The sequence below is a fragment of the Streptomyces sp. NBC_00461 genome, assembly GCF_036013935.1.
Classification (GTDB): Bacteria; Actinomycetota; Actinomycetes; order Streptomycetales; family Streptomycetaceae; genus Streptomyces.
The window spans coordinates 3,473,672-3,499,623 of record NZ_CP107902.1 but is presented as its reverse complement, the minus strand read 5'-3'; the positions used below and the strand labels follow the sequence as shown (position 1 = coordinate 3,499,623).

27 protein-coding genes are annotated in these 25,952 nt (G+C 69.9%); 7 read left to right on the top strand and 20 right to left on the bottom strand.

Annotated elements, in window-relative coordinates:
- Positions 1-27: 27 nt before the first annotated feature.
- From OG870_RS16415 to OG870_RS16400, 4 genes are all read right to left on the bottom strand, one after another.
- Entirely contained in the window at positions 28-267 is a 240-nt protein-coding gene (locus tag OG870_RS16415) for a helix-turn-helix transcriptional regulator (protein ID WP_266514634.1), read from the bottom strand.
- Between the two features lie 484 nt (positions 268-751).
- On the bottom strand, positions 752-2,227 hold the full coding sequence (locus tag OG870_RS16410; RefSeq protein ID WP_266514630.1) for an ATP-binding protein: 1,476 nt from the start codon (positions 2,225-2,227) through the stop codon (positions 752-754).
- A gap of 2 nt (positions 2,228-2,229) precedes the next feature.
- Positions 2,230-3,069 carry a bifunctional DNA primase/polymerase gene (locus tag OG870_RS16405; protein ID WP_327691026.1) on the bottom strand — a complete coding sequence of 280 codons (840 nt, stop codon included), beginning with the start codon at positions 3,067-3,069 and terminating at the stop codon, positions 2,230-2,232.
- Positions 3,066-3,608 carry a hypothetical protein gene (locus OG870_RS16400; RefSeq protein ID WP_327691025.1) on the bottom strand — a complete coding sequence of 181 codons (543 nt, stop codon included), beginning with the start codon at positions 3,606-3,608 and terminating at the stop codon, positions 3,066-3,068. The genes OG870_RS16405 and OG870_RS16400 overlap by 4 nt, the downstream gene beginning before the upstream one ends.
- Before the next feature lie 166 nt (positions 3,609-3,774).
- On the opposite strand from OG870_RS16400, the gene OG870_RS16395 reads away from it, so the two are divergent.
- Positions 3,775-4,236, top strand: coding sequence for a hypothetical protein (locus tag OG870_RS16395; RefSeq protein ID WP_266514621.1), 462 nt, complete (start codon positions 3,775-3,777; stop codon positions 4,234-4,236).
- 1 nt (position 4,237) lies between these two features.
- Here OG870_RS16395 and OG870_RS16390 read toward each other — a convergent pair whose 3' ends face one another.
- The 11 genes from OG870_RS16390 to OG870_RS16340 all read right to left on the bottom strand — a co-directional run bounded on the left by OG870_RS16390 (position 4,238) and on the right by OG870_RS16340 (position 10,585).
- Complete coding sequence (locus OG870_RS16390; RefSeq protein ID WP_327691024.1) at positions 4,238-4,702, bottom strand: hypothetical protein; 465 nt, start codon at positions 4,700-4,702, stop codon at positions 4,238-4,240.
- Positions 4,703-4,904: 202 nt separating this feature from the next.
- A complete protein-coding gene (locus OG870_RS16385) occupies positions 4,905-7,052 on the bottom strand; it encodes an FtsK/SpoIIIE domain-containing protein (RefSeq protein WP_327691023.1) in 2,148 nt (715 codons plus the stop codon).
- 107 nt (positions 7,053-7,159) lie between these two features.
- Positions 7,160-7,465 (bottom strand): hypothetical protein, encoded by a 306-nt coding sequence (locus OG870_RS16380; RefSeq protein WP_327691022.1) that lies wholly within the window; start codon positions 7,463-7,465, stop codon positions 7,160-7,162.
- Complete coding sequence (locus tag OG870_RS16375) at positions 7,462-7,632, bottom strand: pRL2-8 (protein WP_327691021.1); 171 nt, start codon at positions 7,630-7,632, stop codon at positions 7,462-7,464. Before OG870_RS16375 ends, OG870_RS16380 begins: the two co-directional genes overlap by 4 nt.
- Before the next feature lie 2 nt (positions 7,633-7,634).
- Positions 7,635-7,952, bottom strand: a complete 318-nt coding sequence (locus OG870_RS16370) for a hypothetical protein (protein ID WP_266517345.1) — start codon at positions 7,950-7,952, stop codon at positions 7,635-7,637.
- A gap of 2 nt (positions 7,953-7,954) precedes the next feature.
- On the bottom strand, positions 7,955-8,302 hold the full coding sequence (locus tag OG870_RS16365) for an RRQRL motif-containing zinc-binding protein (RefSeq protein WP_327691020.1): 348 nt from the start codon (positions 8,300-8,302) through the stop codon (positions 7,955-7,957).
- The gene (locus tag OG870_RS16360) at positions 8,302-9,414 is read right to left on the bottom strand and encodes a conjugal transfer protein (protein WP_327691019.1); all 1,113 of its coding nucleotides are present in this window, start codon (positions 9,412-9,414) and stop codon (positions 8,302-8,304) included. Before OG870_RS16360 ends, OG870_RS16365 begins: the two co-directional genes overlap by 1 nt.
- Complete coding sequence (locus OG870_RS16355) at positions 9,414-9,857, bottom strand: Pycsar system effector family protein (RefSeq protein WP_327691017.1); 444 nt, start codon at positions 9,855-9,857, stop codon at positions 9,414-9,416. The genes OG870_RS16360 and OG870_RS16355 overlap by 1 nt, the downstream gene beginning before the upstream one ends.
- Positions 9,854-10,048, bottom strand: a complete 195-nt coding sequence (locus OG870_RS16350; RefSeq protein ID WP_327691016.1) for a hypothetical protein — start codon at positions 10,046-10,048, stop codon at positions 9,854-9,856. The genes OG870_RS16355 and OG870_RS16350 overlap by 4 nt, the downstream gene beginning before the upstream one ends.
- Positions 10,045-10,308 carry a DUF6284 family protein gene (locus OG870_RS16345; RefSeq protein WP_327691015.1) on the bottom strand — a complete coding sequence of 88 codons (264 nt, stop codon included), beginning with the start codon at positions 10,306-10,308 and terminating at the stop codon, positions 10,045-10,047. Before OG870_RS16345 ends, OG870_RS16350 begins: the two co-directional genes overlap by 4 nt.
- Before the next feature lie 88 nt (positions 10,309-10,396).
- A complete protein-coding gene (locus OG870_RS16340; protein ID WP_266517362.1) occupies positions 10,397-10,585 on the bottom strand; it encodes a hypothetical protein in 189 nt (62 codons plus the stop codon).
- A gap of 432 nt (positions 10,586-11,017) precedes the next feature.
- On the opposite strand from OG870_RS16340, the gene OG870_RS16335 reads away from it, so the two are divergent.
- The 3 genes from OG870_RS16335 to OG870_RS16325 all read left to right on the top strand — a co-directional run bounded on the left by OG870_RS16335 (position 11,018) and on the right by OG870_RS16325 (position 12,877).
- The gene (locus OG870_RS16335; RefSeq protein ID WP_327691014.1) at positions 11,018-11,776 is read left to right on the top strand and encodes a GntR family transcriptional regulator; all 759 of its coding nucleotides are present in this window, start codon (positions 11,018-11,020) and stop codon (positions 11,774-11,776) included.
- On the top strand, positions 11,773-12,453 hold the full coding sequence (locus tag OG870_RS16330) for an AAA family ATPase (protein ID WP_327691013.1): 681 nt from the start codon (positions 11,773-11,775) through the stop codon (positions 12,451-12,453). Before OG870_RS16335 ends, OG870_RS16330 begins: the two co-directional genes overlap by 4 nt.
- Before the next feature lie 85 nt (positions 12,454-12,538).
- The gene (locus tag OG870_RS16325; protein ID WP_327691012.1) at positions 12,539-12,877 is read left to right on the top strand and encodes a DUF6233 domain-containing protein; all 339 of its coding nucleotides are present in this window, start codon (positions 12,539-12,541) and stop codon (positions 12,875-12,877) included.
- On the opposite strand, the gene ku is transcribed toward OG870_RS16325, so the two are convergent.
- The gene (ku, locus tag OG870_RS16320; protein WP_327691011.1) at positions 12,874-13,788 is read right to left on the bottom strand and encodes a non-homologous end joining protein Ku; all 915 of its coding nucleotides are present in this window, start codon (positions 13,786-13,788) and stop codon (positions 12,874-12,876) included. The two genes, OG870_RS16325 and ku, sit on opposite strands and share 4 nt — an antisense overlap.
- Before the next feature lie 584 nt (positions 13,789-14,372).
- Positions 14,373-15,500 (bottom strand): ATP-binding protein, encoded by a 1,128-nt coding sequence (locus OG870_RS16315; protein WP_327691010.1) that lies wholly within the window; start codon positions 15,498-15,500, stop codon positions 14,373-14,375.
- A 377-nt stretch (positions 15,501-15,877) separates the two neighbouring features.
- Here OG870_RS16315 and ettA point away from each other — a divergent pair, with 377 nt between their 5' ends.
- Genes ettA through OG870_RS16300 form a run of 3 tightly spaced genes read left to right on the top strand, consistent with a single transcriptional unit; the run spans position 15,878 to position 18,636 of the window.
- A complete protein-coding gene (gene ettA / locus OG870_RS16310) occupies positions 15,878-17,542 on the top strand; it encodes an energy-dependent translational throttle protein EttA (protein ID WP_266514570.1) in 1,665 nt (554 codons plus the stop codon).
- 6 nt (positions 17,543-17,548) lie between these two features.
- A complete protein-coding gene (locus OG870_RS16305; protein ID WP_266514567.1) occupies positions 17,549-17,962 on the top strand; it encodes an acyl-CoA thioesterase in 414 nt (137 codons plus the stop codon).
- Positions 17,959-18,636 carry a hypothetical protein gene (locus OG870_RS16300; RefSeq protein WP_266514564.1) on the top strand — a complete coding sequence of 226 codons (678 nt, stop codon included), beginning with the start codon at positions 17,959-17,961 and terminating at the stop codon, positions 18,634-18,636. The genes OG870_RS16305 and OG870_RS16300 overlap by 4 nt, the downstream gene beginning before the upstream one ends.
- A gap of 47 nt (positions 18,637-18,683) precedes the next feature.
- On the opposite strand, the gene OG870_RS16295 is transcribed toward OG870_RS16300, so the two are convergent.
- The 3 genes from OG870_RS16295 to OG870_RS16285 all read right to left on the bottom strand — a co-directional run bounded on the left by OG870_RS16295 (position 18,684) and on the right by OG870_RS16285 (position 25,800).
- On the bottom strand, positions 18,684-19,640 hold the full coding sequence (locus OG870_RS16295; RefSeq protein ID WP_266584523.1) for an ABC transporter ATP-binding protein: 957 nt from the start codon (positions 19,638-19,640) through the stop codon (positions 18,684-18,686).
- A 55-nt stretch (positions 19,641-19,695) separates the two neighbouring features.
- Positions 19,696-22,410, bottom strand: a complete 2,715-nt coding sequence (locus OG870_RS16290) for an FtsX-like permease family protein (protein ID WP_327691009.1) — start codon at positions 22,408-22,410, stop codon at positions 19,696-19,698.
- Between the two features lie 138 nt (positions 22,411-22,548).
- Positions 22,549-25,800 carry an ABC transporter permease gene (locus OG870_RS16285; protein ID WP_327691008.1) on the bottom strand — a complete coding sequence of 1,084 codons (3,252 nt, stop codon included), beginning with the start codon at positions 25,798-25,800 and terminating at the stop codon, positions 22,549-22,551.
- Between the last annotated feature and the right edge of the window lie 152 nt (positions 25,801-25,952).

Sequence of the window (25,952 nt, the reverse complement as noted above, 5' to 3'; positions counted from 1 at the left end):
AGTTGGGTGGTGCGGGGTGTGGCTGTCTCAGGCGGCGTCTTCGAGGACGGTGCGTTCGGTCTCCCACGCCTGTACGGCGGCAGGGTTGAAGCGGAGGTAGCGGCCGACGCGGAAGCCGGTCGGGCCGATGCGCTTGCGTCGCCACTGGTAGACGGTTTCGACGCTGGGGAGGCTGAACATGGTGACCAGGTCTTCGGGGGTGAGGTAGCGGTCCGGGAGTCCGCCGCGCAGGAGGGCGCGCGGGTCGGTCGGCTCTTCCGTGGCCATGGTTGGTGACTCCTCATGTCCGGGGCGGGGTGGGGTGAGGTGTCCTGCGGTGAGTTGAGGGCGGGCGGGCCCGGAGCGTGCGTCTGTCCGAGGTTCGGATTTCTGCGTCATCGCGTCACGCCCGTCATTTGTGGCTCTGACCTGTGGTTATGCGGTGACGCGGGCAGTGCGGGCGTGTCACAGGCCGGGGCGGGGTTCTGTCACCTGTGACGCGGATGACGGGCCGTGACGCTGGGTTCGGCCGTCTGCGTCACGGTCGTAATCGCTGGTCAGCGACCGGGTTCGGGTGGTTGATGACGTGGGTGACGCAGGGGCTCTTCTCTTAGGAAAAAGGGAGGGTGGTGTCTGTGGTGGTGCGCTGCTCAGAACGCGAATGCGGAGCCGCGCAGCGGCACGCCTGTGCAGCGGCGGCACGCCGCCGGAACAACAAGAGGAGCACCAGCCGCCGCGGGGGGTGCTCCTCTTGCTTGTCCGGCCGGTGTGGTCAGAACGCCGCTTCCTGCTGGGTGAGGGCGAGCGCGGCGGCCCGGGTCATCTCGATGTAGCGGGCGGCACTGGTGCGCCCCCAGTCGACGAGCACGCCGCGTGCGGCAAGGGTCGGTTGCAGCCGCTTGAGACGGTCGGAGAGAACTTTCCCGGTGGTCGGCCAGCCCTTGGGCAGGGGACGGCACTCCTCACCGCTGTAGAGGGTGGTGAGGCAGTGCAGCCACTCCGAGGACGCCATACGGACTTCCGCGCCCGCATCGAGCCCGGCCGCGTGCTTCAAGACGGTCTGAGCCAGCAGGTCACCTTCGATGACGTCGTCGTTGAGGTCGTCGAGGCTGGCCCGGTACGCGGCCAGCGAGCTGAAGCCGGTAGCCGCATCGAGTTGTGCGCACAGGTGGGCGAAGTCGGCCATCCGCAGGTCGGTGGGGGTGTCCGCCTGAGCGGCCCGCACCTTCACCGTCAGATCCAGCAGGGAGCCGAGAACGACCGGCAGGATCTCCGCGTACTCCGCCCACAGCTCTGCCTCGGTGCGCCGCACCCGGGGCCGCACGAGACGCAGCGGGAGGAGGCGTTCGGCGAGGTCGGGCCGGATGACGCCGACGTCGATACCGGTCAGCAGCATGGGGCGCCGGTAGCGGGAGCGGACGACGTCACCATCGGTGAAGAGCGCGCGCTTGATGCTCTCGGCACCGGTCACGATGCAGCACATGAGGTCGGACAGGTCCGGGGGCAGGTGGGAGAGGTTGTCCAGGGCGGTGACCCATCCGGCGGCAACGGCCGTGATCATGTTCTCCTCGTCCTTCGGGGCCCGGCGCAGGTCGCCGCTCATCCCTTCGATGATCCGCACGAGCATCCGGCCGCCGGTGGACTTGCCCGCCCCCTGGGGGCCGGTGAGGAACGGTGCGGGAACGGGCACGGAGGGTTCCAGGCAGCCGATCAGCCAGGCGATGGCCAGGCATTCGGTCTCGGCGCCGGCGAAGTTGCACAAGCGGAGCAGGAGGTCGATGCCCTTGCCGTTGGTGTCTTTGGCGGGCAGGGGGAGTTCCCCGGTGAGCTGGGTGCGCCTCCAGCAGACTTCCTGCGGGTCGGGGGTGAGGATGTCCCAGCCTGTGGGGTGGATGCGGACGGACTTGCCGTCGTTGCGGCCAAGGTCGAGCCAGGTCGCGCTGTCGAATCCGGGCGCGACGCGGATGTGGGTGGGCTGTACGTCCTCGGTCAGCGCGAGTGCTTCGATCAAGTCCAGTGCCTCCTTGAGTGCCGTGCCGTTGAACACGCCGACCCCGTCCTTGTAGAGGCCGACCATGAGTTCCTGGCGGTGGCTGCCGGTGGTGCCCTGGGAGCGGATGGGCCGGGCCACGGGGTGGCCGTTGCGCTGCGCGTACACGGTGCCGTCGATGGTGCGGAAGTACCGGAAGTGCGCTTGCGCGTAGTCGGTGATGATCTGGCGGGCCGGAGTCTTCTCGTCCTCGGACACGGTCACATCCCCAGTGCGGTGCGGGCGTTGGTCCACGCGTCGGTGCAGTGCCGGGGTGATTCGCCCTTGGTCTGCGCGGCGGTGAACAGCCGCGCGATGTGGGCGTCGGTGAGGCAGCCGCACCGGCCATGCGTGGAGAGCACGGCCAGGAAGGTGCGGTAGACGGTGCTGTGCACGCCGCTGCGGGCTTCGGTGATGCGCTGCTCCGCCATGGCGATGCCACGGTCCAGGTAGGCGGGCGTGCGGTGGCGGCACTCGCCCTGTCCGCCCCTGAGGGGCATTGTGAGCCTCTGTGGCGCCCTGCGAGCCGTGGAGGGCTCCTTTACTGCCAGGGCGCGCACGGTGTCCGGGAGAGGGGCCGTTGTGCCGGTGCCGGGACCGAGCCAACGGGCGTACTGCGTAAGGGACTTGATGTCGACGCCGGGTCGGACCGCGTTTGATGACGGCATGGTGCCCTGGTAGATCCAGTGCTCACCCCGGGTGGTGAGCACGATCCGGGTGGCGGGCAGGCTCGCACGGGCCCATGAGATGGCTTCCGCGTTGTCGAGGTCGACGACGGTGAGGCCGGCGCCGCCGGGGTGGTAGGCGACCGCTGCCGCTTCCCGCCACGCGCGAGCCCACGTCTGCGAGTTGATGACGTGTGGGTCGGTGGTGGCGGCGGCCCATCCGTGGCAGGGCGCCGGGCAGGTGCAGGGGCCGGGGGTCTTCATGTTCGGCCGGCCGCCGCACGCGTTGCGGGCGCATGCCGGGCAGTTCCCGAACGGCAGCTTCCCCGCCCGAAGGGGCAGGGGCGGGACCCCGGAGGCTGCGAGCCGCAGCGCGGTGCACTGGTGCTCACTCATGCAGCCACCCCCGATACGGCACAGGAGGCGCGGAAGGTACGGCCGATGTATTCGCTGTAGGCGGGCGGGATGGCCTCGGTCAGTTCCTTGCGGTGCCGGATGACCCCGAGCCCGTACATCTCGCCGCACAGGGTGAGGTCTTTGCGGATGTCCGCGCGGCCGTTGGGCTGCTCGATGACGAAGGGCAGACCGGTGAGTTCGAGCAGTGCGCGGGTTGGTGCGACCAGGTCGACGTGGGTGCCGCCCCATCCCTGTGAGGCGTTGGTGCCCACGGTCAGCGTGCACTTGTCCTGGCAGGGCGGGGAGGCGTGCACGAACGCGTACCGGTGGATCTCGCCCGAGGCGATCAGGTGGGCGAGGTAGGCCAACGCGTCGCCCTGGTGGTAGGGGAAGGGGTAGTTGGGGCGGTGGGCGATGTCGCAGCCGTGGACGCGGAATCCGGCGCGGGTGTAGCCCATGGCGGCGCCGCCGGCGCAGGAGAACAGATCGAGCAGTAAGGGCTGGTGGTCGTCTCGCCGGATCTCGGTGGGTTGCGTCATGCTGGGTGGTCTCCAGTTCCTTGATGGTGACTGGCTGGACAAGGGCGGCCCCGGTTCTTGGCGGAATGGGGGGCCGCCCTTGGCGCGATTGGTCAGTGATGACCGGATTGTTACTTGATCAATGGCTCTGGGTACTGCCTCCGATACTTGCGATCTGGGGGACGAAGTGACCGACATATTCGGCGTGATCGCGTCCATGGGCGTGGTGGTTTCTCTACTCGTTTCTGCTTGGCAGACGCGAGAACTCTCACGGCAGACAGCCATCAACAACGGTGTCGCGGGAGCGGCAGCGATTTACAACGGAATGGAACGGCTGCATCACATTGAGGGCATGATCGCCGCGCAACCCGAGATGTACGACTACTTCTATGGATCCGCGGATCTTCCGACGGAAGAGACTGTGCGTGCGCGGGTGCTTGTTCTCACCGGCATGCTCGCCGACACGGTGAACTACGGTCTGATGATCAACGCACTCAACCCTGAGCTGAAGGGGTACGGAGGGTGGCGGGCCTTCGCACTCAGGCTGCGTGAATCGTCTCCAGCCCTCGTTCACGTGGTGACCGAGCATCCACTCTGGTGGCCGGCGCTGTCCGCGCATTGGTCAGCCCACCCGCAAACGAGTGTGTGAATCAGCCGAAGTGATTGCGTTTGAAGATCGCTTTGCGGATGTTGACCGTGGTCCCCTCGCGGTGGCCGTTCGTGCGGAAGACCTGCACGGCGATCCAGCCGCCGAAGAGGACGGCGGCGAGGGTAATGAGCTGAGTGATCAGCGCGGTCAGGGCGGTGATGAAGGTGGTGAGCAGGAGCAGTCCGCCGCACACGGCGAGGAACCCCACGCCCCCGAGGGCGACGTTCACCGCCGCGCGCGAGACAGGCGGCTTCACCGCGGTGACCGGGTCCGGCTGCATCGGGGAGAGCGAGTAGCCGGTGACGACGCGGCCGTCGGGCAGGACGATGCTCGCCACCGCCGGGACGGAGCCCGGATGCACGGCGACCATCGGCGCCGGCGTCACCACGGCGGGCTGTATCGGGGTGGGCTGATGGACTTCCACGGCCCGTGCGGCGGGCGCGTGGCGGACATGTTCGGGGTACATGCGGAATCCCTTCCGGTGAAGGTTCGGGGAGGCGGAAGCCCCCCTGCCGGGAGCGCTGTGGAGGGGGTTTCGGGGTCTGACCTGGGGTGCCTCCCCGCCTCCCCGAAACGGTGTTTTCGCTGATCAACGTGGGGGAGGCGGCCCGGGGAGGGGGTTGGGGAGTTCTCCCCGCCTCCCCGGGCCGGGCGGCCGTGCCTCCCCGCTACTCGGCGGCGGAAGCGGAACCATCGGCGTCGCGGTTGGCAAGCGCCCGGAGGATGTGATCACGGTGGATGACCATGACCCCGTGCGACTTCTTCGGCTCCTCGCCGTACTCCTCCAACAGGCTCTTGAGCCGGTCGTTGGTCCACTGGTCGCCGTAGGCGCTCGGGTCCAGCGCGTGCAGCCGCTTGAGGACTTCGTTGGTCCGCAGCCGGGGCGCGTCGCCGAGGACGGAAGCAACGTCGGCGAGCGCGTCCCGCTCTTCGCCCTGCTCGACCGCGCGCAGGGTGGTGACGCCATCGCGAAGGGCCTTGGCCCGTGCGGCGATCTCGGCGGCCGGCTCGTCGTCGATGAAGTGCGTGCGCACCGTGATGGACGACTGGCCGGCCGGGATGGTGATGCCGTCGGAGGCGACCACGAGGGTTCCCTTGTCCAGACCCTGACGCAGCAGGTGCGGAGCCGCACCGGCGTTGACGGCCTTGGCACCGAGCGCCATCTCCGCCTGGGACTCGGTGCCCACCACGAGGGAGGCGCGGGTGTGCGCGCCCTCGCGGACCAGCTTGGGAAGGTTCTGGTCGGTGGGGTCCTGCGTGCCCTGCCACATCAGCACGTCGACCGCACGGCCCTGGTTGTGGATCTCACGGACGGCCATGAAGTACCGGGACGTGGCCTTGGAGCCTCCGTAGGGCCGCTTGTCCTCGCCCTTGGCCGGGCACATGAACGCCTTCTGTGCCTCGTCGACCAGCACGATCAGCGGCGGGAAGACGATGCTCGGGTCCCGGCGTTGCGCCTCGATCCGGCGGTTCATCTCCCCCACCGCGTCCTCGACCATCTCAGTCGCCTGGATGCAGTGGTCGTCGGAGGGGCCCTCGATCAGCATCTTCGCGATGCCCTCGAACACGGCCCAGTCGCCGATGCCCTTCAGGTCGGCGATCCAGAACTGCACGTTGCGGTCCAGGGCCAGCCACAGGGCGAGCGCGCGCAGGGCGGCGGTCTTGCCCTGGTTGGACAGGCCCGTGACCAGCAGGTGCCGCTGATACAGACTCAGCGCTGCCGCGTCCCCGCGCAGATCCTGCCCCCACGGGGCCTTACCCGTCTTGTAGTTCGCGGTCATGGTCTCGTCGATGACCAGCGGAGACGGCCCGATCGGCTCGTCCAGCGCTCCCGAGTCGGCGATCCACAGCCTCACCGTGCGGGCGGCCTGGGGGATGGTGATGAACACCTCGTGCTCGTGCCGGGTGAGGTTCTCGGCAAGCTTGCGCCGCTTGCCCTGCACCTCGTTCGTCGACACACCCGACGGGAGGGTGACGTCGACCTCGACGCCGCATCCGGCGATCCGGATCGGTCCGAGCATGGCCGCGCCGGCGTCGCCCATCTCCTTGATGGCGTTGCGCAGCGCGGGCACCCCGAGGTCGCGCAGAGCCTTGACGACGATGGACGGGGTGATCGGCTCACCCTCGCTCGATCGGACGTTGGCGGGCAGCGCCCACGCGGGTGCGGCCTGCTGCTTGCTGCCCACCGCCCACAGCGCGAGCAGCGCCAGCAACGGGCCGATCGTGAGGGCCGGACCCCACACGACCTGCACGATCCGGATCAGCAGGCCGACGAACTCGATCGTGGCCGCAAGGGGGGTGATGACGTCGCCGGCGTGGTGGTTGTTGATGGCCATCACGACCCCGAGCGCGACCAGCACCCCGACGCTCATACCGGCCCCGACTCCGACGCCCTTGGCCACGTCCACGGGCGAGTGGAGCAGGTCCATACGGCGGCGGTGCCTCGCCTCGCGGAAGCGCTGCAACCGCTCCTCCCACTCCTCGGCGACCTCGTAGTTCCCGGCAGCCTCAGCCGCGCGCAGCATGCGTTCGTAGCGGGCTCCGGTCTTGCCGTCCCAGGTCCGGCGGGCCACGATTCGGCCCCCGTTGATGGTGTAGAGGCCGTGGCGGGCCACCGCGCGGGCGGTGGTGCGGGTGCGCTCGTGGGTGACGGCCGTCTTGATGGCGCGGCCGGAGCGCACCCACAGCGGCACGATCGGCACCGGCACGGGCACCGGGTCGGGCACGGGGTCGGGTACGACGGTCAGCGTGGTCACGGTCGCCGTATCGGTGGGCGGGTCGGTGTCCTTGTGCAGATGAACGACGTTCTCGGACATGCGGGGACTACTCCTGACTGCCCTGAGCGGGGCGGGAGTTGAGAAGAATGGATGCCGGGGGTGGCCGGGCACGCGGGAGGGCGCGGCCACCCCCGGGAAGGTGCGCGTCAGCGGCCCTGACGGGCCGCTGACGCGATGTCACTGAGCTGCGACGGTGCGGTACGCGGGCCGTCGACCCAGCAGAACGGGCGCAGGGCGGCGGCGGCCGTGAACGTGCGGATGGCCGCACCGGGCGGGGCGTCCGGGAGAGGGTAGACGCGGCCGCGGTCGAGGGAGGCCAGCAGCCGGGCGCCGTGGTGCTCGCACCCCTCGGCGCCGGCGTTGAACGCGTCCAGCACGCTCACCACGACCGGGCCCAGGCAGGGTGTCGGGTCTTCCGGGTGAGCCGCGGGGCAACGGCCGTCCACGCTCACCACCAACTCCGCTTCGGCTTGGGCACGAGGTAGGGGTGGCCGTTGTGCATGTGGTCCACGCACTGCGGGCAGTCCTCACGCGGGCCAAGGCGCCGGTGGATGCTGCGGTCGTGGGCGTGCTGCCAGCACTGCGGGCACTGGCCGGCAGGCGTGTTCGTGCTGGCCATGGTCACCACCACCCCGAGGACTTCTTGGCGGCCTTGTCCTTGGCGGCGTCGTTGACGATGTGCTGCCGCTCGCTCTGCAGGGCGCTCAGTTCGGCGGTCAGCCGGATCAGCACCGTGTTCCAGACGCTTTCCGCGGCGCGTTCGGCGCGGCCGGCGCTCTTGCCGCGCGCGACGCGGTAGGAGCCGCCGACCATGGCGCGGGCGACCTTGCGCCGCTCCTCGCCGTTCAGCGGCCACATCTCCTCGTTTTGCACCGCAGCCAACTTGCGCTGTGTCAGCTGGATTTCGCGGTCCAGGCGGCGGGTGTTGGGCTTGCCCATGGTCAAGCACTCCTCAAGGCGTCGGAGTTGTCGGGAAAGGCGCAGGTCACGCACATGCCGAGCGAGGTGGGGATGGTGTATCCGGCATCGCGGCGGCACTCGGGGCAGATACGGCGGGCGGTGTTGGCCTTGGCCAAAGCCGCCCACCGCGCCGGCGTCATCGGCCGCACCGGCTTGGCCAGGTCGATCCGGTAGAGGTAGGCGACCAGCGGCCCACGACGCCGGCGCGGCCGTTCCAGCTGCGCGGCCACCTGTTGACCACCGGGGCGCAGATCACGCGCCCGAAGTTGGCGGCGGGTGGCGTAGCCGTCCGGTGCCAGGCGCCACCGGAACACCGGCAGCGCCCCCATCACGGCGTCCCGAGGGCGGTGGCGCGCTCGGCGAGCAGGGCGTCACGCAGCTTGCGGGCGTTGGCCGGTGAAGTGTGGATCGCGCGACGGATGCCCTCAGCGGTCACCTTCGCGTCCGCAAGAGCGGCCGTCGCCGACCGTGCTTCGTCGAGCAGCTGCTCGGGGGTGCGCTTGGGCCGGGGCGATCGGGCCGCCTCGGGAATCCGGCCGGTCGCCCGACGCGGCGCGGTCGATCCCGCCGCCACGGTCCGCCCCACCGGCGCCACCACCGGTGCCGGAAGCGGGGCGTAAATCGCGGGCATCGACTTGAGCGGAAGAATCGACTTGCCCGCATCGACCGCGACCGGATCCGGCACGGTCAGCCGGGTCAACGTCACGGCCGGGGGCGGGGTCGATTCCCCCAGCTCAGCCGTAGACCGTTTCCTTACGGTCTCGGTGGATTCCTCCGCATTTGCGATCGAGGCGGGAGTCGGGTCGAGAGTGCCGAACATCGACCCGAGTGCGGCATCGGCTCCGGCGGTGACGCGGTCGCGCTGGACGTCCAGCAGCCTCGATCCCAGCGCCACGTCGCCGACGCCGACCTTGCGGGCCAGACGCCACGACTTGCGCTCCGACCACCACTTGACCCGATCGCTGGGGTGGTGGGTGGCGCGGGCGCGGTGGTAGGCGAGGGCCTGCACGATGTCGGCAGTGCGTCGCTCGTGCTCCGCGTCGCGGCCGTCGGTGTGCACGACGATCCGGCGGGCGAGGAAGGCCATGCCCTCCGCCGACACGGACATGCCCATCGGGGTCAGGGCGTAGATGACGGTGCGGCCGGGGTCGGGTGCGGCCATCGCGCCCATGGCGGACGCGGCGGCCGGTAGCGCCCACAGGCCCATGCGCACCACGGACGGGGAGGACTGGCCCAGCATGGTCAGCCCGAGCAGGACCAGGGCGAGCACGGCGGTGGCGCCCTCGCCTGCGGCGAGCGCCCCGAGTGCGGTGCCCTTGCCGTAGGCGCGGCCGATGTTGCTGTAGGTGCCGATCCCGCCGATCACGCCCGTGGCCAGCATCGGCACGAACGCGGTCGTCAGCACACCCTTTTGAGCCTTCGTCAGTTCGGTGCGGTTCATCAGGCGCCTCCGGCGGTGAGCAGGAGGGCGAGGACGAGCAGGGCGCCGCCGGTCAGGGTGAGGTCGACCGCGCGGCGCAGGCAGGTGAACTTGGTGACCGCGAGGCGGGACAGGCCCGCGACGTCGGCGGCCAGGTCGCCGCCGTTGACGGTGGCGGTGATCTCGTCGGCGGTGAGGGTGGCCCACAGCGGGAAGCCGTGCCGGCCGCGCAGGTTGGGGCGTACCGAGCGCAGCAGCAATCCGGCCGCCGCGACCAGCAGCGCCATCCCGACACCGCCCGCGCACCCGGCGGCCGGGTTCAGGGGCAGGTCGCGGGCGATGCTCCAGGCGCCGGCCAGGACCGCGCCGACGAACGCCAGCAGCAGCGCGGTCTTGTTGTCGGTCCGCGCGATCTCCGCCTTCACCTCCGCGTGCGCGGCGGCCAGCTTCGGATCGGTGGTCATGCCTGGCCCCCGTTCCGGCGGCCGTTGCGCGTCCATCCGGCGAGCTGGAGGGCGAAACCGGCGGCGGCGATGCCCATCAGCCGGTGGTTGCCCGTGACGAGGGCGGCCAGGGACGCGGTGGTCGCGATGACGATGCCCGTGAAGACCAGGGCCAGGGCGAAGCCCTTCGGGTTCGGGGTCCGGCCGGTCATGCCGCACCGCCCGTCGCACCAGAGGTGCGGTTGGCCAGCGCGCGCCGCTCGGCCAGCACCCGACGGCGGGCGCGGCGGATACGGCGGGCGTCCAGCTCGTTCGGGGTGCGGTCCAGGGTGATGATCTGCGCGTCGATCAGGTCGACGTCCGCCAGGATCAGCGGCATCTCCCGCTCGATCGCGTCCAGCTCAGCGGCCGTCGGCTCCATGAAGTCGGCGAACGCGGTAACAGCTTCCTGAACAGTGACGATGTGGCTCATTGGGTCGTGGTCTCCCTGCTAGGTGGAAACGGCCCGAACAGCGCCCCCGGAGTTCCAGCTCCGGGGGCGCGCGCCGTTGTGCGGTGGATCAGCTCTGGAACAGGCCCTTGCGGTTCTTGGCCCTGGCCTTGGCCCGGGCGACGTGCTCGTTGCCCATCTGCCGGGCACGGGCGTCGCTGACGGTCTCGTAGCCCGTGGCGCCGCAGCTGCAGCGGTACTGGACCTTGCGGCCGCCTCGGGCGGGCCAGACGGAAAACTGATGGCGAGTGCCGAACATGCGGTGTCCTCTCAAGACGGTTGAAGTCGGTAGACCCGGCTCCCCTCAGCGCTGCTCGTCAAAGACGAGCAGCGGAGGCAACCGGCCGCAGCCCTTGAGCTGCGAAAAGGTCGAATGGCGCCGTACTCGCACGCAGGGACAGAACCCGCGCACGCCGCCCTCTTGCTCGCAGAGGTGGGGCGGTCTTCCTCATCAGCCCTCTGTTGAGTTCTCAAGCGGCTATCGCTTCCTTCGAGCCCGTTTCACGGAGCCCTCCGGGCGTTGGCGCAACCCCCGGTTCACGCCCGTTTTGAACACAGGTGTGCCGAGGTTCAGCGACCGCCGCTCCCCGAAGCGACCGGCGGGCACATCCCTAAGGTTCCCTAGGGTTCCCTGCGGTGTCAAGCGGTAAGGTAGGGAACCTCAGGGATGTGACGACAAGGAGCAGACGACATGGCAGGCCAGGCCGACAATCGGGCCCCGTACGCGAAGATTGCCGCCCACTACGCAGAGCTGATTACGTCTGGCCAGCTAGAGCCAGGAACCCTCTTGCCGAGCATCAAGAACCTCTCGGAAGAGTGGAGAGTGAGCACCGCGACCGCTGAGAAGGCCTTGCGGAAGCTGCGCAACGAGGGACTCGTGCGGGGGATCCACGGGATCGGGACGGAGGTTCTGGACCAGCCGGCTCCGATGTCTTCCGGTTCTCAGCGCCAGGACCGGGGGCGCCGTACCGGATCCAGTTGGGGGGACGGCGAAAGGTCCGACTCGCATCAAGCAGCCATCGTGTCCGCACCTGCTGAAGTAGCCCAAGCGCTGGACATTCAGCCCGGCTCCGACGTGATCCGCCGAAGCCGGGTCTACCGAGACCGGCACGGCATCGTGGCCCACAGCACGTCATGGATTCCCGCCCGCTACGCGAAGCTGATTCCGCAGCTTGCAGAGAGCGAGCGGCTGACCGGGGGAACCTCGCTCCAGCTCATCGCCCAGGTGACCGGCCACCCGATCAGTCACCGCATCGACACAGCCTCAGCGCGCCTGCTGACGCCGGAGTACGCACAGCTCTTGGAGCTGGACCCCGCACACCTGCCGACGGAACCGGTGGTCGTGATGACGGCAAAGTTCGTGGACAGCGAGGGAAACATCGTGGAATACGGCGTGGACCTCGGAGGCCCGGGCCGCACATGGCGCACGGAGTCGGAGGTCACCCCATGACGGTGATCGATGACACGCTCGCGAGCGTGCTCGAAGAACGCCTAGGGTCACTGCTTGCGGCGCGCAGGGCTGGCACGATCACGCTCGGAGGCGAAGCGGAGATCGCCGCCATCTCCCAGACCATGACGAGACCGATGTCACCACGTCCACCCTTCTGCGTCCTGATGGCCGGACTACCCGGCTCCGGCAAGACCACCCTTTCCCGCGCCCTCACGGATCGCGGGTTCGTTCGTCTGTGCCCGGATGAAGAGATGTACCGCAGGCATGGCGTCTACGGAGTCGACTTCCCGCGAGGCACGTTCCCGACCCTTGAACGGCCGGTGCTCGAAGACATGGCGGTTGAACTCAGGGAACAGCTCAAGGCCGGACATGACGTCGTCGTCGACCACGGCTTTTGGACCCCGGAAGATCGGGCTAGATGGCGAGCCGTCGCGACCGACGCCGGCGCCACCCCTGTACTGGTCTATCTCGCCGCCAGTCACGATGACCTTTGGGCGAGGATCAGCAAGCGCAACGAAGCCCACGCACACGATCCCAACTCGATCTACTTCTCAGAGAGCGACCTCCAGCGATACCGCACCCGCTTCGTGGCTCCAGGGAGGGATGAACCGTGCGTTACGTACTACGGCGATCCTGCGATCGTGATCGTGGCACTGGAGGCCGCCCGATGCTGCTGACGCAGCAGCTCGCCCAGGTCGATCCGGTCTCGCACGTGGCCTCCCTCGATGTGCAGGCGGAAGCCTACTGTCTAGAATCGAACATGTGAACGATCTAGCTCCGTCGAGACTCGCGCTGCTCCGTTTCCTGGAGCGCGTGCAGGAGCGGGACCTTGCCCGCACCCGCCGGTGGATCGCCGACGAAGAGCGGCACGAAGCCGAGCGACAGCGCGGCGTCCAAGCGCGCCCGCCGGCGCCGGAGTGGCTGCTCGAAGTGGGGCTCAACCGGCATGCCCCGCCCGTGTTCGTGCACGTGGGGGACTGCTGGATGGCGGGCAAGCGCAGCCGGGCCATCAACCGGGACCAGGCCCGCAGAGCGCTCGCCGACGGAGTCAAGGCCTGTCGGCAGTGCCAGCCAGACACGGCCCTGGGGATGTTGGACTAGGCACTGCGTGGTCGCCTTGCCGTCTTCTTCGCGGCAGCCTTCTTCGTGGTCTTCGCCGCTGCCTTCTTCGCCGGCTGCTTCTTGGCAGCGGTCTTCTTCTTCGGCAGCTCGTGCACGTCGGCGTCCTCGCCGCGGGAAGCCCTGGCCTGCTGGACGGACTCGTTCAGGGCGGCCATGAGGTCAAGTACCTTGCCCGTCTCCTGAGGCTCCGGAGCGTCCGGCAGCTCGCGGTGTTCCCGCTTCGCTTCAATGATCTTCGCCATGGCGTCGGTGTAGGCATCCTCGAACTCCGGCCCCGTCAGATCGTCGCGGCTCATGGACTCCATCAGTGCAAGCGCGCCCTCGATCTCCCCGTCCGACACCTCAGTTGGCGGCGGCAGCAGCTCGGCGGGATCGCGGATCTCGTCCGGCCAGCGCATCGCGTGCAGCACGATCACGTCATCCTTCACCCGCAGCAGGCCCAGGCGTTCCCGCCCCGACCACGCGTACTTCGCCACAGCCACCTTGGATGACCGGCCCAGCGCCTGTACCAGCAGCTTGTACGGCTTCGCTGCGACCTGCCCGTCCGGCGCCAGGTAGTAGCCCTCACTGATCCGGATCGGGTCGATGCTGTCGAGGGGCACGAAAGCTTCGATCTCGATGGCCTTCGCCGTCGGCAGCGGGAGCTCCCGCAGATCGGTATCGCTGATGGCGACGACCTGGTCCTTGGCGTACTCGTAGCCCTTGCCGATCTCCGACTGAGTGACCTCACGGTCCTCCAGCTCGCACACCTTCTTCACCCGCACCCGGCCCATGTCTTCCAGGTGGTACTGGTGGAAGCGGATCGAATGATCCTCGGTGGCACTCTGGACGTTGATCGGCACCGTCACGAGACCGAAGCTGATCGCACCACTCCAGATCGTTCGGGGCATGGCAGACCTCCGCAAGAACCCCGAGCAACATCAGCCTACGAGCGGCACGGGCGCCCCGCATGCGGACTAGCGCCCCTCCGTTCTGACGTAGTAGGGAGCGGGCGCCGGCTCACCAACGGCGTCCGGCACAACCATGTGGTTCACAACGGGCGAGGCGAAGCCGAGGCAAGCGGTGCCAAGCATCTGTGAAGCCGCAGACCAACTAACCGAGACATGACACGCCCCAATAGACCGGCTGAGTTCAACCTTCTCTACAGATTCAAGGCCCGCGCACGGCGCGGGCGCGCGCCGCCTCTGCGGCGCGGCCTGCCTCCTGTCTTCGCCCCGGCTGGCCGCGCCCGGCGGCGCGCTCGCGAGCTGCGGGCAGAAGTTGGGAGACACCCTCTGTGGCTGGGGCGGTCGGCTCCACGGCTTTAGGCAGCCACTTTGGGGCGAGCCTCGAAGATCATGGCCCCAACGTCGTGCTTTAACGGGCAGGTCCACAGACTGCCCGACTCGCCGGAAGCTTACGGGGCCATGATCACTCGCCCCAAAGCAGCTCCAGCCCAAAGCCGCTCCGCCGACCTCGCTAAGCAGCGCACCTACTACTGGCCAATGTCCTTACGGTGCAATATTGACCGTCCGGCGGCCAGCATGCTGTGAATTGCTGGCCCTGTAATTGGAATTGAAGCTTCCCCTCGCCGCCTAACGATCGAAATGAAAGCTCCTTCCACCTTTCCGCCGACAATCGCGCCGTGGACCAAGAATGGCTTATTCTCCTCTGCCTGTGATGGGACAAACACGGTCAGTACCCACCCTCCATCATGCGGAGAAGCTCGGATTTTAAGCCCATCAATTGGCGGGAATATGCGACTGTCGATGACTGCCCGGTAGCGAACAGCTTGTGCAAACCTCTCGGGGATGGGCGTGCATTTGGAGATCACCTCACCATTCCGGTTCTTCTTAGTCCTGTAGCCAATGGCGAGAATTCCTCCTGTCTCGCTATTGGCGAAACGTGAAACATCTTGGGCAAGCTCAATCTTGTCTTTGATGTTGTCCAGGTCATAGCCCTGAGACTTCACTTCTAGCCAGTCTGACTCCTCAAGTCCCACAAGTGAGTCGGGCGCACCGCCATGGCAAAGGCCCGCTGCGAACTCGGGTCCCATCGGGGCGCCAGGTGTCATCCCTGCTGACCTAGCGAGTGTTACGGCCAACTCGCGAACACTCGAAAGTAGACTCCTAGTGCGAGGGAGAAGGATGTCAATGTCCCATCCCGACGGGATTCCTGGGCCAGGGTCATCCCAGTATTTACACTGGATGAGGCGGGCGCCTCGAATTGCAAGGTGAGGAGAAAAGGATTCGGTTGCGTAAGATGGATCATCTATCTCGCAAGGAATGAAGAAAGAGGCGATAAGGTCTCCCGAGTTGTTTACATCTATTGTAATGAACTCTGGCCTGATGTTGCCGCGTAGGCAGAATGTCACATTCCCGGTCGTGCCTTCTAGTAGTGCAGCCTCCCTTTCGGGCGTGACGGCGTTTTCCCCTAAGGTTGTCGGCTTGGTATTGAGTGGCGGTATCTTTTTCCCTTCCAGCTTGGCAATTGCGCGCCGGAGTCCGGGCAGATTGATTTCCTTGCATTCTTCGTACTCGTACAAATATCCGAGGCCGCAAGGTTCGATCTCGACACCATCGAAACTAAGTGTTCGACTTGTTTCGTTTATTCTGATCACCATTGCATGATTGTGGCATATCAATCGCGCGAATGTAGTTGGATTTATAAGGCTGCTTCTACTTCGGTGGCAGGGGTGGTAGACCTGCTGAGTCCCACAGCGCCGGGGTTCGTCGGCTGAGCAGCAGACGGGTGGTCGAAGTGCCTCCCGTTGACCGGGCGCGAGACCTGTACCGATCAAGCCTGGGCCGTCCCTGGGCCGTCCGACGCCCCCCGAGGCCACTCGACGACGACCGACAGTGACAGTCGAGCCGCAGCCGCCAGCAGCGAACCCCCAGTTCAGAGCCCCCCGGCCATACGCGTTTCCCCCGAGGGCTGGCCGTCAGGCAAGATGGGGTGTATCTGCCCACTGCCAGAATTCAAGCTGCCGGACGGTTTCTCTTGGCTGAGTACATCTACACCATGCGCAAGACGCGTAAGGCGCACGGCGACAAGGTGATCCTTGACGACGTGACGCTGAGCTTCCTGCCCGGCGCGAAGATCGGTGTGGTCGGTCCTAACGGTGCCGGTAAGTCCACCGTTCTCAAGATCATGGCCGGGCTGGAGCAGCCGTCCAACGGGGACGCCTTCCTGTCGCCCGGCTACTCCGTCGGCATGCTCCTCCAGGAGCCGCCGCTGGACGAGTCCAAGACGGTCCTGGAGAACGTGCAGGACGGCGCCGCCGAGATCATGGGCAAGCTCAAGCGCTTCAACGAGGTCGCCGAGCTGATGGCGACCGACTACTCGGACGCGCTCATGGAGGAGATGGGCAAGCTCCAGGACGACCTGGACCACGCCAACGCGTGGGACCTGGACACGCAGCTGGAGCAGGCCATGGACGCCCTGGGCTGCCCGCCCGGCGACTGGCCCGTCACCAACCTCTCCGGTGGTGAGCGCCGTCGCGTCGCGCTCTGCAAGCTGCTCCTGGAAGCCCCCGACCTGCTGCTGCTCGACGAGCCCACCAACCACCTGGACGCCGAGTCCGTGCAGTGGCTGGAGCAGCACCTGGCGAAGTACGCGGGCACCGTCGTCGCCGTCACCCACGACCGGTACTTCCTGGACAACGTCGCCGAGTGGATCCTCGAACTGGACCGCGGCCGCGCCCACCCGTACGAGGGCAACTACTCCACGTACCTCGACAAGAAGGCCTCCCGCCTCAAGGTCGAGGGGCAGAAGGACGCCAAGCGCGCCAAGAGGCTCAAGGAAGAGCTCGACTGGGTTCGCTCCAACGCCAAAGGCCGGCAGGCCAAGTCGAAGGCGCGTCTGTCCCGCTACGAGGAGATGGCCGCCGAGGCGGACAAGATGCGGAAGCTGGACTTCGAGGAGATCCAGATCCCGCCGGGCCCGCGGCTGGGCAGCGTGGTCGTCGAGGTCAACAACCTCAGCAAGGCCTTCGGGGACAAGGTCCTCATCGATGACCTGAGCTTCACGCTCCCGCGTAACGGCATCGTCGGTGTCATCGGCCCGAACGGCGCCGGCAAGACCACCCTCTTCAAGATGATCCAGGGGCTGGAGACGCCCGACTCCGGTTCGATCAAGGTCGGCGAGACCGTCAAGATCTCGTACGTCGACCAGAGCCGCGAGAACATCGACCCGAAGAAGTCGCTGTGGGCCGTCGTGAGTGACGAGCTCGACTACATCAACGTCGGCCAGGTCGAGATGCCGAGCCGCGCCTATGTCTCGGCCTTCGGATTCAAGGGTCCCGACCAGCAGAAGCCGGCCGGAGTCCTCTCCGGTGGTGAGCGCAACCGCCTCAACCTGGCGCTCACCCTCAAGCAGGGCGGCAACCTGCTGCTCCTCGACGAGCCGACGAACGACCTCGACGTCGAGACCCTGTCCTCGCTGGAGAACGCGCTGCTCGAGTTCCCGGGCGCGGCCGTGGTCGTCTCCCACGACCGGTGGTTCCTGGACCGAGTCGCCACGCACATCCTCGCCTACGAGGGTGACTCCAAGTGGTTCTGGTTCGAGGGCAACTTCGAGTCGTACGAGAAGAACAAGGTCGAGCGGCTGGGGCCGGACGCCGCGCGTCCGCACCGTGCCACGTACAAGAAGCTGACCCGGGGCTGATCGATCTTGCGCCACATCTACCGTTGCCCCCTGCGTTGGTCGGACATGGACGCGTACGGCCACGTCAACAACGCGGTCTTCATCCGCTACCTGGAAGAAGCCCGTATCGATTTCCTGTTCCGCCCGGAGAAGGACTTCAAGCAGGGGTCCGTGGTGGCGCGCCACGAGATCGACTACAAGCGGCAGCTGGTCCACCGGCACCACCCCGTGGACGTCGAGCTGTGGATCACCGAGGTCAGGGCGGCGTCCTTCACCATCACCTACGAGGTGAAGGACGACGACCTGGTCTATGTACGGGCGTGCACCGTGGTCGTGCCGTTCGACTTCGAGACACAGCGGCCACGCAGGATCACCTCCGAGGAGCGGGAGTTCCTGGAGGGATACCGGGACGAGAACGAGGAGGAGGCCGTCGCCGCATGACGGTGCTCCACCTCGCCGACGAAGGGGAGGCGGCGGACCTCGCGGCCTTCCTCTCCCGGCTGATCCATTACGACCGTTCGGCGGCGGTGCGGCTGCAGGCGGCCGGTACCGCGCTCGCCGTCTTCGGGCGGCCGCCGTCCTTCGAGGTGCTGGCGATCCGGGCGGTCCGCCTCGCCAAGCCGTACGAGGACGGGCTGGACGTCACGCTCGATGTGACCGTGTCCGCCGGTGAACTCCTGGAGTCGGTCGACGAGTCGGCCGCAACGGCCGCCGTGCCGGCCGCGGTGACCGGCCCGCCGTGGGCCGGGGTGCTGCCGCCGCGCGGTGGCTGGCGTGCCGAGCCGGGGCTCCCGGCGCCGGACGCCCTGCGGGCGATGGTCGGTGCGGCGGTCGCCGAATTCCGGTCCCGTACGCAGGAGTTGGCGCCGGAGCAGCGTACGCGGGCCGAACTCGACCGTATCGGAGGGGAGATCTGGTCCCGGACCGTCGGCGACACCCCGCTCCCGGTGCGGGCCGCGCACGCGGCACAGTCGCTCGGCTTCCTACGGTCCCCGCACGGTGCGGGCGGCCAGGCGTTGTTCTCGTCGGGCGCGTGGCTACGGCTGCGCACGCCGTTCGGGTCGATCGCCGTACGGCGGGCGGGACTTGGGGCACTGGCCGTCAGCGTCCGCTGAACTCCAACTCCCCTGAACTTCAGCGGTCTGCTGAACTCCCGCAGCCGTCACGCGCGTTCGCTGTCGTCCGGTCGTACGGCGATGTGGTCCGGGGCCAGTTCCAGGGCCACGCGGTCGCGCATACCGAGTGCCTCGGTGTACTCGGCGGGGAGCTGGAGGCGGCCGGCGCGGTCGAGCATGGCGTACTCGCGGGCGACCACCCTCTCGTCGCCGGTCGTCTCGTCGACCTCGCTCCGGCGCAGGACCTCCGTGGAGGTGCGGCCGTCGCGGATGGCGACCGTGCGGCGGACCTCGCCGGCGACCGCCTGGTCGTGGGTCACGATGACGATGGTGGTGCCGAGGCGCTCGTTCGCCGTGCGGAAGGCGGCGAAGACCTGCTCGGCGGTGTGCGAGTCGAGTTCGCCGGTGGGTTCGTCGGCGAGCAGGACCGCGGGGTTGTTGGCGAGGGCCACGGCGATGGCGACGCGCTGCTGCTGACCGCCGGACATCTGGTGCGGGCGGCGGTCCCGGCAGTCGGCCACGTCCAGCAACTCCAGTAGTTCCAGGGCGCGTTCGGACTGCGACCGGCGCCTGCGGGCGCCCGTCATCTGCAGGGGGAGGGCGATGTTCTGGGCGGCGGTGAGATAGGGGAGGAGATTTCGGGAGGTCTGCTGCCAGACGAAGCCGACGGTGGTGCGGCGGTAGGCCAGACGGTCCTTCGCGGTCATCGTGAGCAGGTCGCGGCCGGCCACGCGGGCGGCGCCGGCGGTGGGGGTGTCCAGGCCCGCGAGGATGTTCATCAGCGTGGACTTGCCGCTGCCCGACGCGCCCACCAAGGCCATGAGTTCGCCCTCGCGGACCAGGAGGTCGAGGCCCTGCAGGGCCTGGACCTCGATGCCGTCCGTGGTGAAGATGCGGACCAGCCGGTCGCAGGTGATCAGGGCGTCATGGCCGTAGGCGGGGCGGTCGCGGTGTTCCGTGGCACGCTGGGCGAGGTCGGCGAGGGTCGGGTTCGTCGTCGTCATCGAAACTCTCCTCGGCACATGTCCACAGCTGGTCCCCGGGCGGTCGCCGCATGATTCATCGCGCATCCCCCGCCCGCAACTCCGGGGCGGCTCCCCGCCGTCCCGTCCACCACGCCTGTACGCCGGCGGTGGCGACCGTCACCAGCACGATCGCCACCGCCGGTACCGCCAGTGACAGTGCGTCCGTGCGCAACACCGCTTCGCCCGCGGGAGCCTGCCTCGACGCCAGCGCGATCGTCGTCAGGTCGATTCCCGGCGACAGCAGCCGAATCGTCGCCCAGCCCGTCAACGCACCCCCTGCCGCGGCCAGTCCGGCCTGTGGCAGCGACTCCAGGACCAGCAGCCGGCGGCCCTGCGCGCGGGTCAGGCCCATCGTGCGCAGACGGGCGAGGAGCGCGGTGCGTTCGGGCGCCGCGCGCAGGAGGGACAGCAGCAGGGCCAGTACGGCGTAGCCCGCGCCCGCCGCGCCCGCCGCCGCATAGACACGCTCGGCGCCGGTCTGGAGGGGCGAGTCGGCGTAGCGGGCGCGTTCCTCCGAACGCAGTTGTACGTCCGCCGAGTCGGGCGCGGCCCCGCGCAGCGCCGCCCGGTCCAGCCGGGTGCCGGTCAGCAGCAGTGCGGTGGGGCGGGACGCGGACGCGTTCAGGCCGGCGCGGTCCACGACCAGGAAGTTGTCGCCCGCGACGGCGGGCGTACGGTCCCGGACAACGGTGATGCGGACGGTGATCGTGGTGCCGTCCTCCAGGAGCACGGGGAAGGGCCGGGTGCCGTAGGTCCTGGCGGCCGTCGGAGAGGCGAGCGCCGAGAGGGGGCCGTGGGCGGTCCGTCTCTTCAACTCGTCCGCTCCGAAGGGGCCGATGCCGGTGCGGCCCGCCAACTCCGCGTAGTCCTGCGGCTCCACGCCCGCCACCGGTACCGACTGGCTGAGATCGGTCGGCCTGGCCTGGTACATGATGCTCACCGCCGTCACCTCCCGCACGCCGGGCGTCCGGCGGATCCGGTCCGGCAGGCCCGACGGCAGCGGGGCCGTCGCCTCGATACGGGCGTCGGCGCCGACTGTGAGGAGGGCTGCCTGGTCGCGGGCCTCACGCACACCGGCCAGGACCGAGCCGCCGAAGGCCGCCGTGGTGAGGGCGGTCAACAGCGCCAGCAGGGGCAGGACCGCGGAAGCGGACGTACGGCCCGCCCGGGCCAGCGAGAGATGCCCCACCGCACCCCGCAGGCGGGCGGCAGGACGGCTCAGGCCGCGCAGGGGGAGGGGATAGAGGCGGACCAGGAGCAGAGTCGCCGTCACTCCCACCAACACCGGTGCGAGTGACGTCAGTTGATCGCCCGACGCGCCCCGTCTGCGCAGGGTCTCGACCGCGCCCAGCGCCACGACGACCAGGGTCAGCTCCGCGACCGTACGGCGCCTGGACGGTCGTACGGATGCCACGTCCCCTCGGCCGCCGTGGATCCGGACGGTACGGTGAGCGACGGCCGCCCGCAGGGGCAGGGCCGCGCAGGCGACCGCCGTGACCGTCGCCGCCGCCGTGATCGCGTAGAACGCGCGGCCGCCGGGGAGCGCGAGCAGCGCGATCCCCAGGCCCAGTGCTCCCGCGGGCAGCGCGATGACCGCGGTCTCGGCGAGCAGACGGCCCGCCAGACCGCGCAAGGAGGCGCCGCGGGCGCGCAGCAGGGCGAGTTCGGCGCGGCGTCGGTCGGCGGTGAGGCCGCCCGCCATCAGCAGGACGACTGCGGCGACCGTGCCGGTACCGAACGCGGCGACGGCCGTGAGTGGGCGGACGCCACCGCGCAGCTCCGTGAAGCCGCTCAGTACGTCGTCCAGGTCGGTGTCGACGACCGTGGACGGGTCGGTCAGTGTGCGGACCTTCCGCAGGGCCGGACCGGCCTCCAGGGAGGCGACGGCGGACTTCAGACCGTCCGCCTCGTAGGCGTGGAGGGCGGCCATCGAGGGGGCCAACTGCCAGTAACGCCAAGGGTTTCCGGGGGTGCCCAGCATCGCCGGGGCCGCCTCGGGAGCAAGCAGCAGGGCGGCGCGCCAGTACTTGTCGCCGTCGGCGCCCGACCCCGGCGTCAGGACCAGGCTGGGGCTGCGCAGAAGGGGCTGGGTGGCCCAGTAAGGGCCGTCGGGGTCGCGGGGGGCGACGACGCCGGTGACGCGGACGGCGAGCGGGGCACGTTCCACGCCGGGGAGATGGACGACCGAACCGACCTCGATGTGCAGGCTCTTGGCGGTCTCCGCGGTGACGGCGGCCTCCACCTCGGGTGTGGCGGCGGTGACCCGGCCGTCGGCGCGGGGCAGGCGTCCCTCGCGTACCGTCGCGTGATCGGCCAGTCCGGCTTGCGTGGAGAGGGTGAGCTGCGGCGGCAGACCGCTTGGCCGGGGCAGCCAACGTTCCGGTGCCGCCAGGGGCATGGCGGTGCGCACCCCGTACGTCGACTGACCGGGATCGGCGACGAGCGGCCGCGGTACGGCGGCGAGGACCTTCGCGTTCTGGGCGCCGAGCGTGCCGGGGCGCAGCGCCTCCTCGCGCTCCTCCTGCGACATGAGGAGGCCGGGCCGCTGGGCCCAGACGTTCACGCTGGTGCTCGCGGGCCGCGTCCGCTCCACGGCCCGGCGCAGACCGGCGTCCTCGTACCGGTCGACCGCCCGCGGGAACGCGCCCGCGAGACAGGCGGTCAGCGCCACGAGCAGCGCCAGCGCCCAGGCGGCACCGGGGGCGGCGCGCAGGCGGGTGCGGATCCATGGGGCCGGTATCGGGTTCATGCCCCTCGTCCCCTGTCTCCCGCAGGAACGCCACCGGAGAGGCGTAGGCGCGCACAAATCCGGAGGCGCGCACAAATCCGGAGGCGCGCACGGATCCTGAGACGCGCACTGATCCGGGCAGCCGGCAGCTGGCTCACGTCACTCACCCCCCTGCTCCCGCAGCGACGCCACCGGGTGCCCGCGCCGTACCGCCAGACCCGCCGTCACGAGCAACGGTGTCAGGGCCACCGCCGCCAGGAGTACGGCCACGTGCAGGACCGGCAGTTCGACCAGCACCCGCGGGACGGGACGTGTGGCCTGTGCGGTCAGCACGATCAGTGGGATCACCGCGCGGGTCAGCACCGTCCCCAGAGCCGCGCCCACCACCAGCGCGAGCGCCACCAGCACACCCTGCTCGACGGCGATCATGCGGGCAAGGCGGCGGCGCGGGGCGCCCAGGGCCCGCAGCACCGCCAGTTCGGCGCCCCGCTCCCGCAGGGACCCCGCCGCGCTCACCGCGAAGCCGACCGCGGCCAGCGCCGCGGCCACCCCGGCCGCCGCCGCGAACGCCGCCTCCGGGCCTGCCCCGAACGGGTCGTCCCGCAACTGCGCGGCCGTCTCGTCCCGCACCACGACCTGCGCAGGATCGAGATCCGGCAACGCCCGCAGGGCCGCCGCGACGTCGGCCGAATCGCCGGGTCCGGTCCGCAGCCACCATTCCGTGGGCGTGACGCCCTCCCCGTACCGGGCCTCCAGCACCCGGTTCACGGACCGCAGATCGACCAGCACGGCGCCCCCGTCCGCGTCCCCCGTGGTCGGCAACTCCCGTACCGCACCCACGATCCGCACCGGCACGCTCCGCCCGCCGACCGTCACGTCCACCCGCTGGCCGGTGCGCGCGCCCGCCGACGTGAGGTAACGGTCGGTCGCCACCGCCGTGATCTCCGGCGGCCGGTGCTGCGCGACCTGCAGCCGCACCGTGAGCGACGCGCTGACCCAGGTGTCCTCGACCGGCACGTACCCCGTGCCGTACTCGACCGTGGGCGGCCCCGACGAACTCGTGACCGGCTTCGTCGGGTCGGTCCTCCCGTCCGGCGACGAGACCTGCCCGTCACTGCTCACCGACGCCTTCCAGGTGGCCGGCAAGGGGACCTTCCGCGCGGTCCCGTCCGCCCCGGTTGCCGTCAACCCGCCCAGTCGCAGCCGGTGTTGCTCGCGCTTGCCGATCGGCTGGGGCATCACCAACTGCACACCGGTGAGCGTCAGCGCTCCCTCGGAGACGGGCAGGTCCAGGGTGTGCGCCCGCCCGTCGGAGGGGAGTTCGCCCGCCGGCACCGCGTACGGCGTCCCGTACCCGTCCTCGAGGGTGGCCGTCACGTCCGCCGTCGCCCCCGGGCCCGACGAACTGCGCAGGCTCGCCGTCAGCCGCAGCCGGGCGGTGTGCGCGGGCACCTTCGCCCCGGCCGTCGGCCCCTTCGGGCCCAGCGCCGCGAACAGCGGCCGTACCGGCTGCGGGGCCAGGTCCCGGCGCATGAGCACCGTGTCCGACGCGTGCGTGGTGTCCACCGCCAGCAGCGCCGCCGTACGGTCGCCGGACAGCGGCAGTTCCGTACGGAGGACCGGGGCCGCCTCCCGTACGTGCGCAAGGTCCGCGTACCTGTCCGTGCTCCCGAGGCCGCCGCCGCCCTCGGCGAGGACGCGGACCGGCGCGCCCGCGGCGAAGTCCGCCTGGTCGTTCTGCGAGCGGCTCCAGGAGGCGCCCTGTCCGATGGCCAGCATGCCGAGCGCGACGGCGAGGACCAGCAGCAGCACCGGTCCCGCCCCGCGCATCGGGCGACGGCTCAGCTGCCAGCCCGCCAGCGCCGCCGTCAGCCCGCGCCCACCGGCCGCCCGGCGCTCGGCGAGCCGCGCCACCAGGGGCAGCAGCCGCAGGGTCAGCACCGTGCCGGCGAGCAGCGCGAGCGCGGGCGCCGCGACCAGCAAGGGGTCGATGCCGAGGGTGCCCGACCGGTCGCCGGTCACCGCGCCGGACGTCTGCCGACCGAGCTGCCAGTACGCGACGGCGGCCACCGCGAGCAGGCCCAGGTCCGCGCCCGCGCGCACCGAAGCGGGCAGGGTACGGGCCCGGACCGGGCCGAACCCCTCGACCGTGAGCGCGGGCAGCGTCACCGCCAGCGCGCACCCCAGCGCCACCCCCGCCGCCACCAGCCACACCCCGAGCCGAGCGCCGGCCGGCACGTCCAAGTGCAGCCCGATACGGGCCAGCGGCCCCTGCCCGGCCAGCAGCCGGGTCAGCGGTCCTGACAGCAGGGGTGCGCAGACCACCGCGGGCACCGCGAGGAACAGGGCCTCCAGGGCGGCGAGCGCCGCGACCCGGGCACGGGAGGCCCCGCGCGCCCGCAGCAGCCGGACCTCGCCCGCCCGTTCCGAGCTCAGCAGCCGGGCCACCAGCAACAGCGCACAGCCGGCCAGCAGGGCGAGCTGCGACGCGACGATCAGCAGCGTCGAGCGGGAGACGAGCAGCGAGCGTTCGACGCGTTCCAGGACCTCGGGCAGGGGAGTGCCCGCGGCCGTCGTGCCGCTCAGCTCGGGCCGCTTGCGCAGGGCCGCGCCTCCGGAGGCGGCCGCCTCGCGCAGCTCGCCGATCCGCGCGGTCGTCAGCGTCGAGAAGTCGGCCGCCGCCAGCCATCCGGACGGGCCGGCGCTCACCCTGCCACCGGTCAGGACCCCTGGAGCGGCGAGCAGTGGGCCGTACGTCGTGAAGTCGACCGTCCTGACGCCCCGGCCACCCAGGTCGTCCAGCCGCCAGTAGGGCGCGTCCGCCTGCGCGGGCCGGTACAGGCCGGTGAGCGTGACGTGCACCTTCGGGCCGCCGAGCCGGTCGGTGAGGGTGAGGCGGGCGCCGGGTCCCAGGCCGAGGCGCTGGGCGGCGCTCTGCGGGAGGGCCGCCTCGACGGCGGTGCCGGAGCCCTCGCGGGGTGCTCGTCCCGAGACGATCCGCACCTGCGTCGGGTCCAGCGCCGCGACATACGTCAGATCGGGGTCCCCGGACCGCTCGGCCGGCGGCTGCAGCGAACGCGGCAGTCCGTACGGGCCCGAGCGCACCAGGGTCCGCACGGTCACCGGCAGTCCGTCGAACGTCCGCCGCGCACCCTCCCGTACGGCCGTGCCGGCGGCCGCGCGCCGGTCCGCCGGCACATCCGCCTTGACGATCAGCGCGGCGTCGGCGGCGTTCTGCGGGCTCCGCAGGGAGTGGCGCACGGACGCGTCGCCGATCGCGCCCGAGTAGGCCGCGAACGTGGCCAGGACGGCGGTGGTCAGCAGGACGGTGAGCAGCGCCGCGGCGAGCAGGAGGCGGTGCGCGCGGGCACGTAACAGGACGAACCGTGCCACCGCGCCGAACGCCGTCACGCCAACCCCCCGTGGTTGTCCAGACCTCCGGGTGATGTTGTCAGAGGGGGCGGGTCACCGGTAAGCGCTTGTACCCGCGGCTTGACCGGATCGTGACCGGATTCCGGCGTCGTACGACCGGAATCCGCACGTCATGCGGGCACGGCCGGTGG

Excerpts from the sequence above, each read along its gene's own strand:
- OG870_RS16370 (WP_266517345.1), bottom strand. The coding sequence starts at position 7,952 with ATGGGCAAGCCCAACACCCGCCGCCTGGACCGCGAAATCCAGCTGACA.
- OG870_RS16315 (WP_327691010.1), bottom strand. The coding sequence starts at position 15,500 with ATGGTGATCAGAATAAACGAAACAAGTCGAACACTTAGTTTCGATGGT.
- OG870_RS16385 (WP_327691023.1), bottom strand. The coding sequence starts at position 7,052 with ATGTCCGAGAACGTCGTTCATCTGCACAAGGACACCGACCCGCCCACC.
- OG870_RS16405 (WP_327691026.1), bottom strand. The coding sequence starts at position 3,069 with ATGAGTGAGCACCAGTGCACCGCGCTGCGGCTCGCAGCCTCCGGGGTC.
- OG870_RS16365 (WP_327691020.1), bottom strand. The coding sequence starts at position 8,302 with ATGGGGGCGCTGCCGGTGTTCCGGTGGCGCCTGGCACCGGACGGCTAC.
- OG870_RS16415 (WP_266514634.1), bottom strand. The coding sequence starts at position 267 with ATGGCCACGGAAGAGCCGACCGACCCGCGCGCCCTCCTGCGCGGCGGA.
- OG870_RS16290 (WP_327691009.1), bottom strand. The coding sequence starts at position 22,410 with ATGAACCCGATACCGGCCCCATGGATCCGCACCCGCCTGCGCGCCGCC.
- OG870_RS16350 (WP_327691016.1), bottom strand. The coding sequence starts at position 10,048 with ATGACCGGCCGGACCCCGAACCCGAAGGGCTTCGCCCTGGCCCTGGTC.
- OG870_RS16390 (WP_327691024.1), bottom strand. The coding sequence starts at position 4,702 with ATGTACCCCGAACATGTCCGCCACGCGCCCGCCGCACGGGCCGTGGAA.
- OG870_RS16355 (WP_327691017.1), bottom strand. The coding sequence starts at position 9,857 with ATGACCACCGATCCGAAGCTGGCCGCCGCGCACGCGGAGGTGAAGGCG.
- OG870_RS16300 (WP_266514564.1), top strand. The coding sequence starts at position 17,959 with ATGACGGTGCTCCACCTCGCCGACGAAGGGGAGGCGGCGGACCTCGCG.
- OG870_RS16360 (WP_327691019.1), bottom strand. The coding sequence starts at position 9,414 with ATGAACCGCACCGAACTGACGAAGGCTCAAAAGGGTGTGCTGACGACC.
- ku (WP_327691011.1), bottom strand. The coding sequence starts at position 13,788 with ATGCCCCGAACGATCTGGAGTGGTGCGATCAGCTTCGGTCTCGTGACG.
- OG870_RS16345 (WP_327691015.1), bottom strand. The coding sequence starts at position 10,308 with ATGAGCCACATCGTCACTGTTCAGGAAGCTGTTACCGCGTTCGCCGAC.
- OG870_RS16400 (WP_327691025.1), bottom strand. The coding sequence starts at position 3,608 with ATGACGCAACCCACCGAGATCCGGCGAGACGACCACCAGCCCTTACTG.
- OG870_RS16340 (WP_266517362.1), bottom strand. The coding sequence starts at position 10,585 with ATGTTCGGCACTCGCCATCAGTTTTCCGTCTGGCCCGCCCGAGGCGGC.
- OG870_RS16330 (WP_327691013.1), top strand. The coding sequence starts at position 11,773 with ATGACGGTGATCGATGACACGCTCGCGAGCGTGCTCGAAGAACGCCTA.
- OG870_RS16375 (WP_327691021.1), bottom strand. The coding sequence starts at position 7,632 with ATGGCCAGCACGAACACGCCTGCCGGCCAGTGCCCGCAGTGCTGGCAG.
- OG870_RS16335 (WP_327691014.1), top strand. The coding sequence starts at position 11,018 with ATGGCAGGCCAGGCCGACAATCGGGCCCCGTACGCGAAGATTGCCGCC.
- OG870_RS16295 (WP_266584523.1), bottom strand. The coding sequence starts at position 19,640 with ATGACGACGACGAACCCGACCCTCGCCGACCTCGCCCAGCGTGCCACG.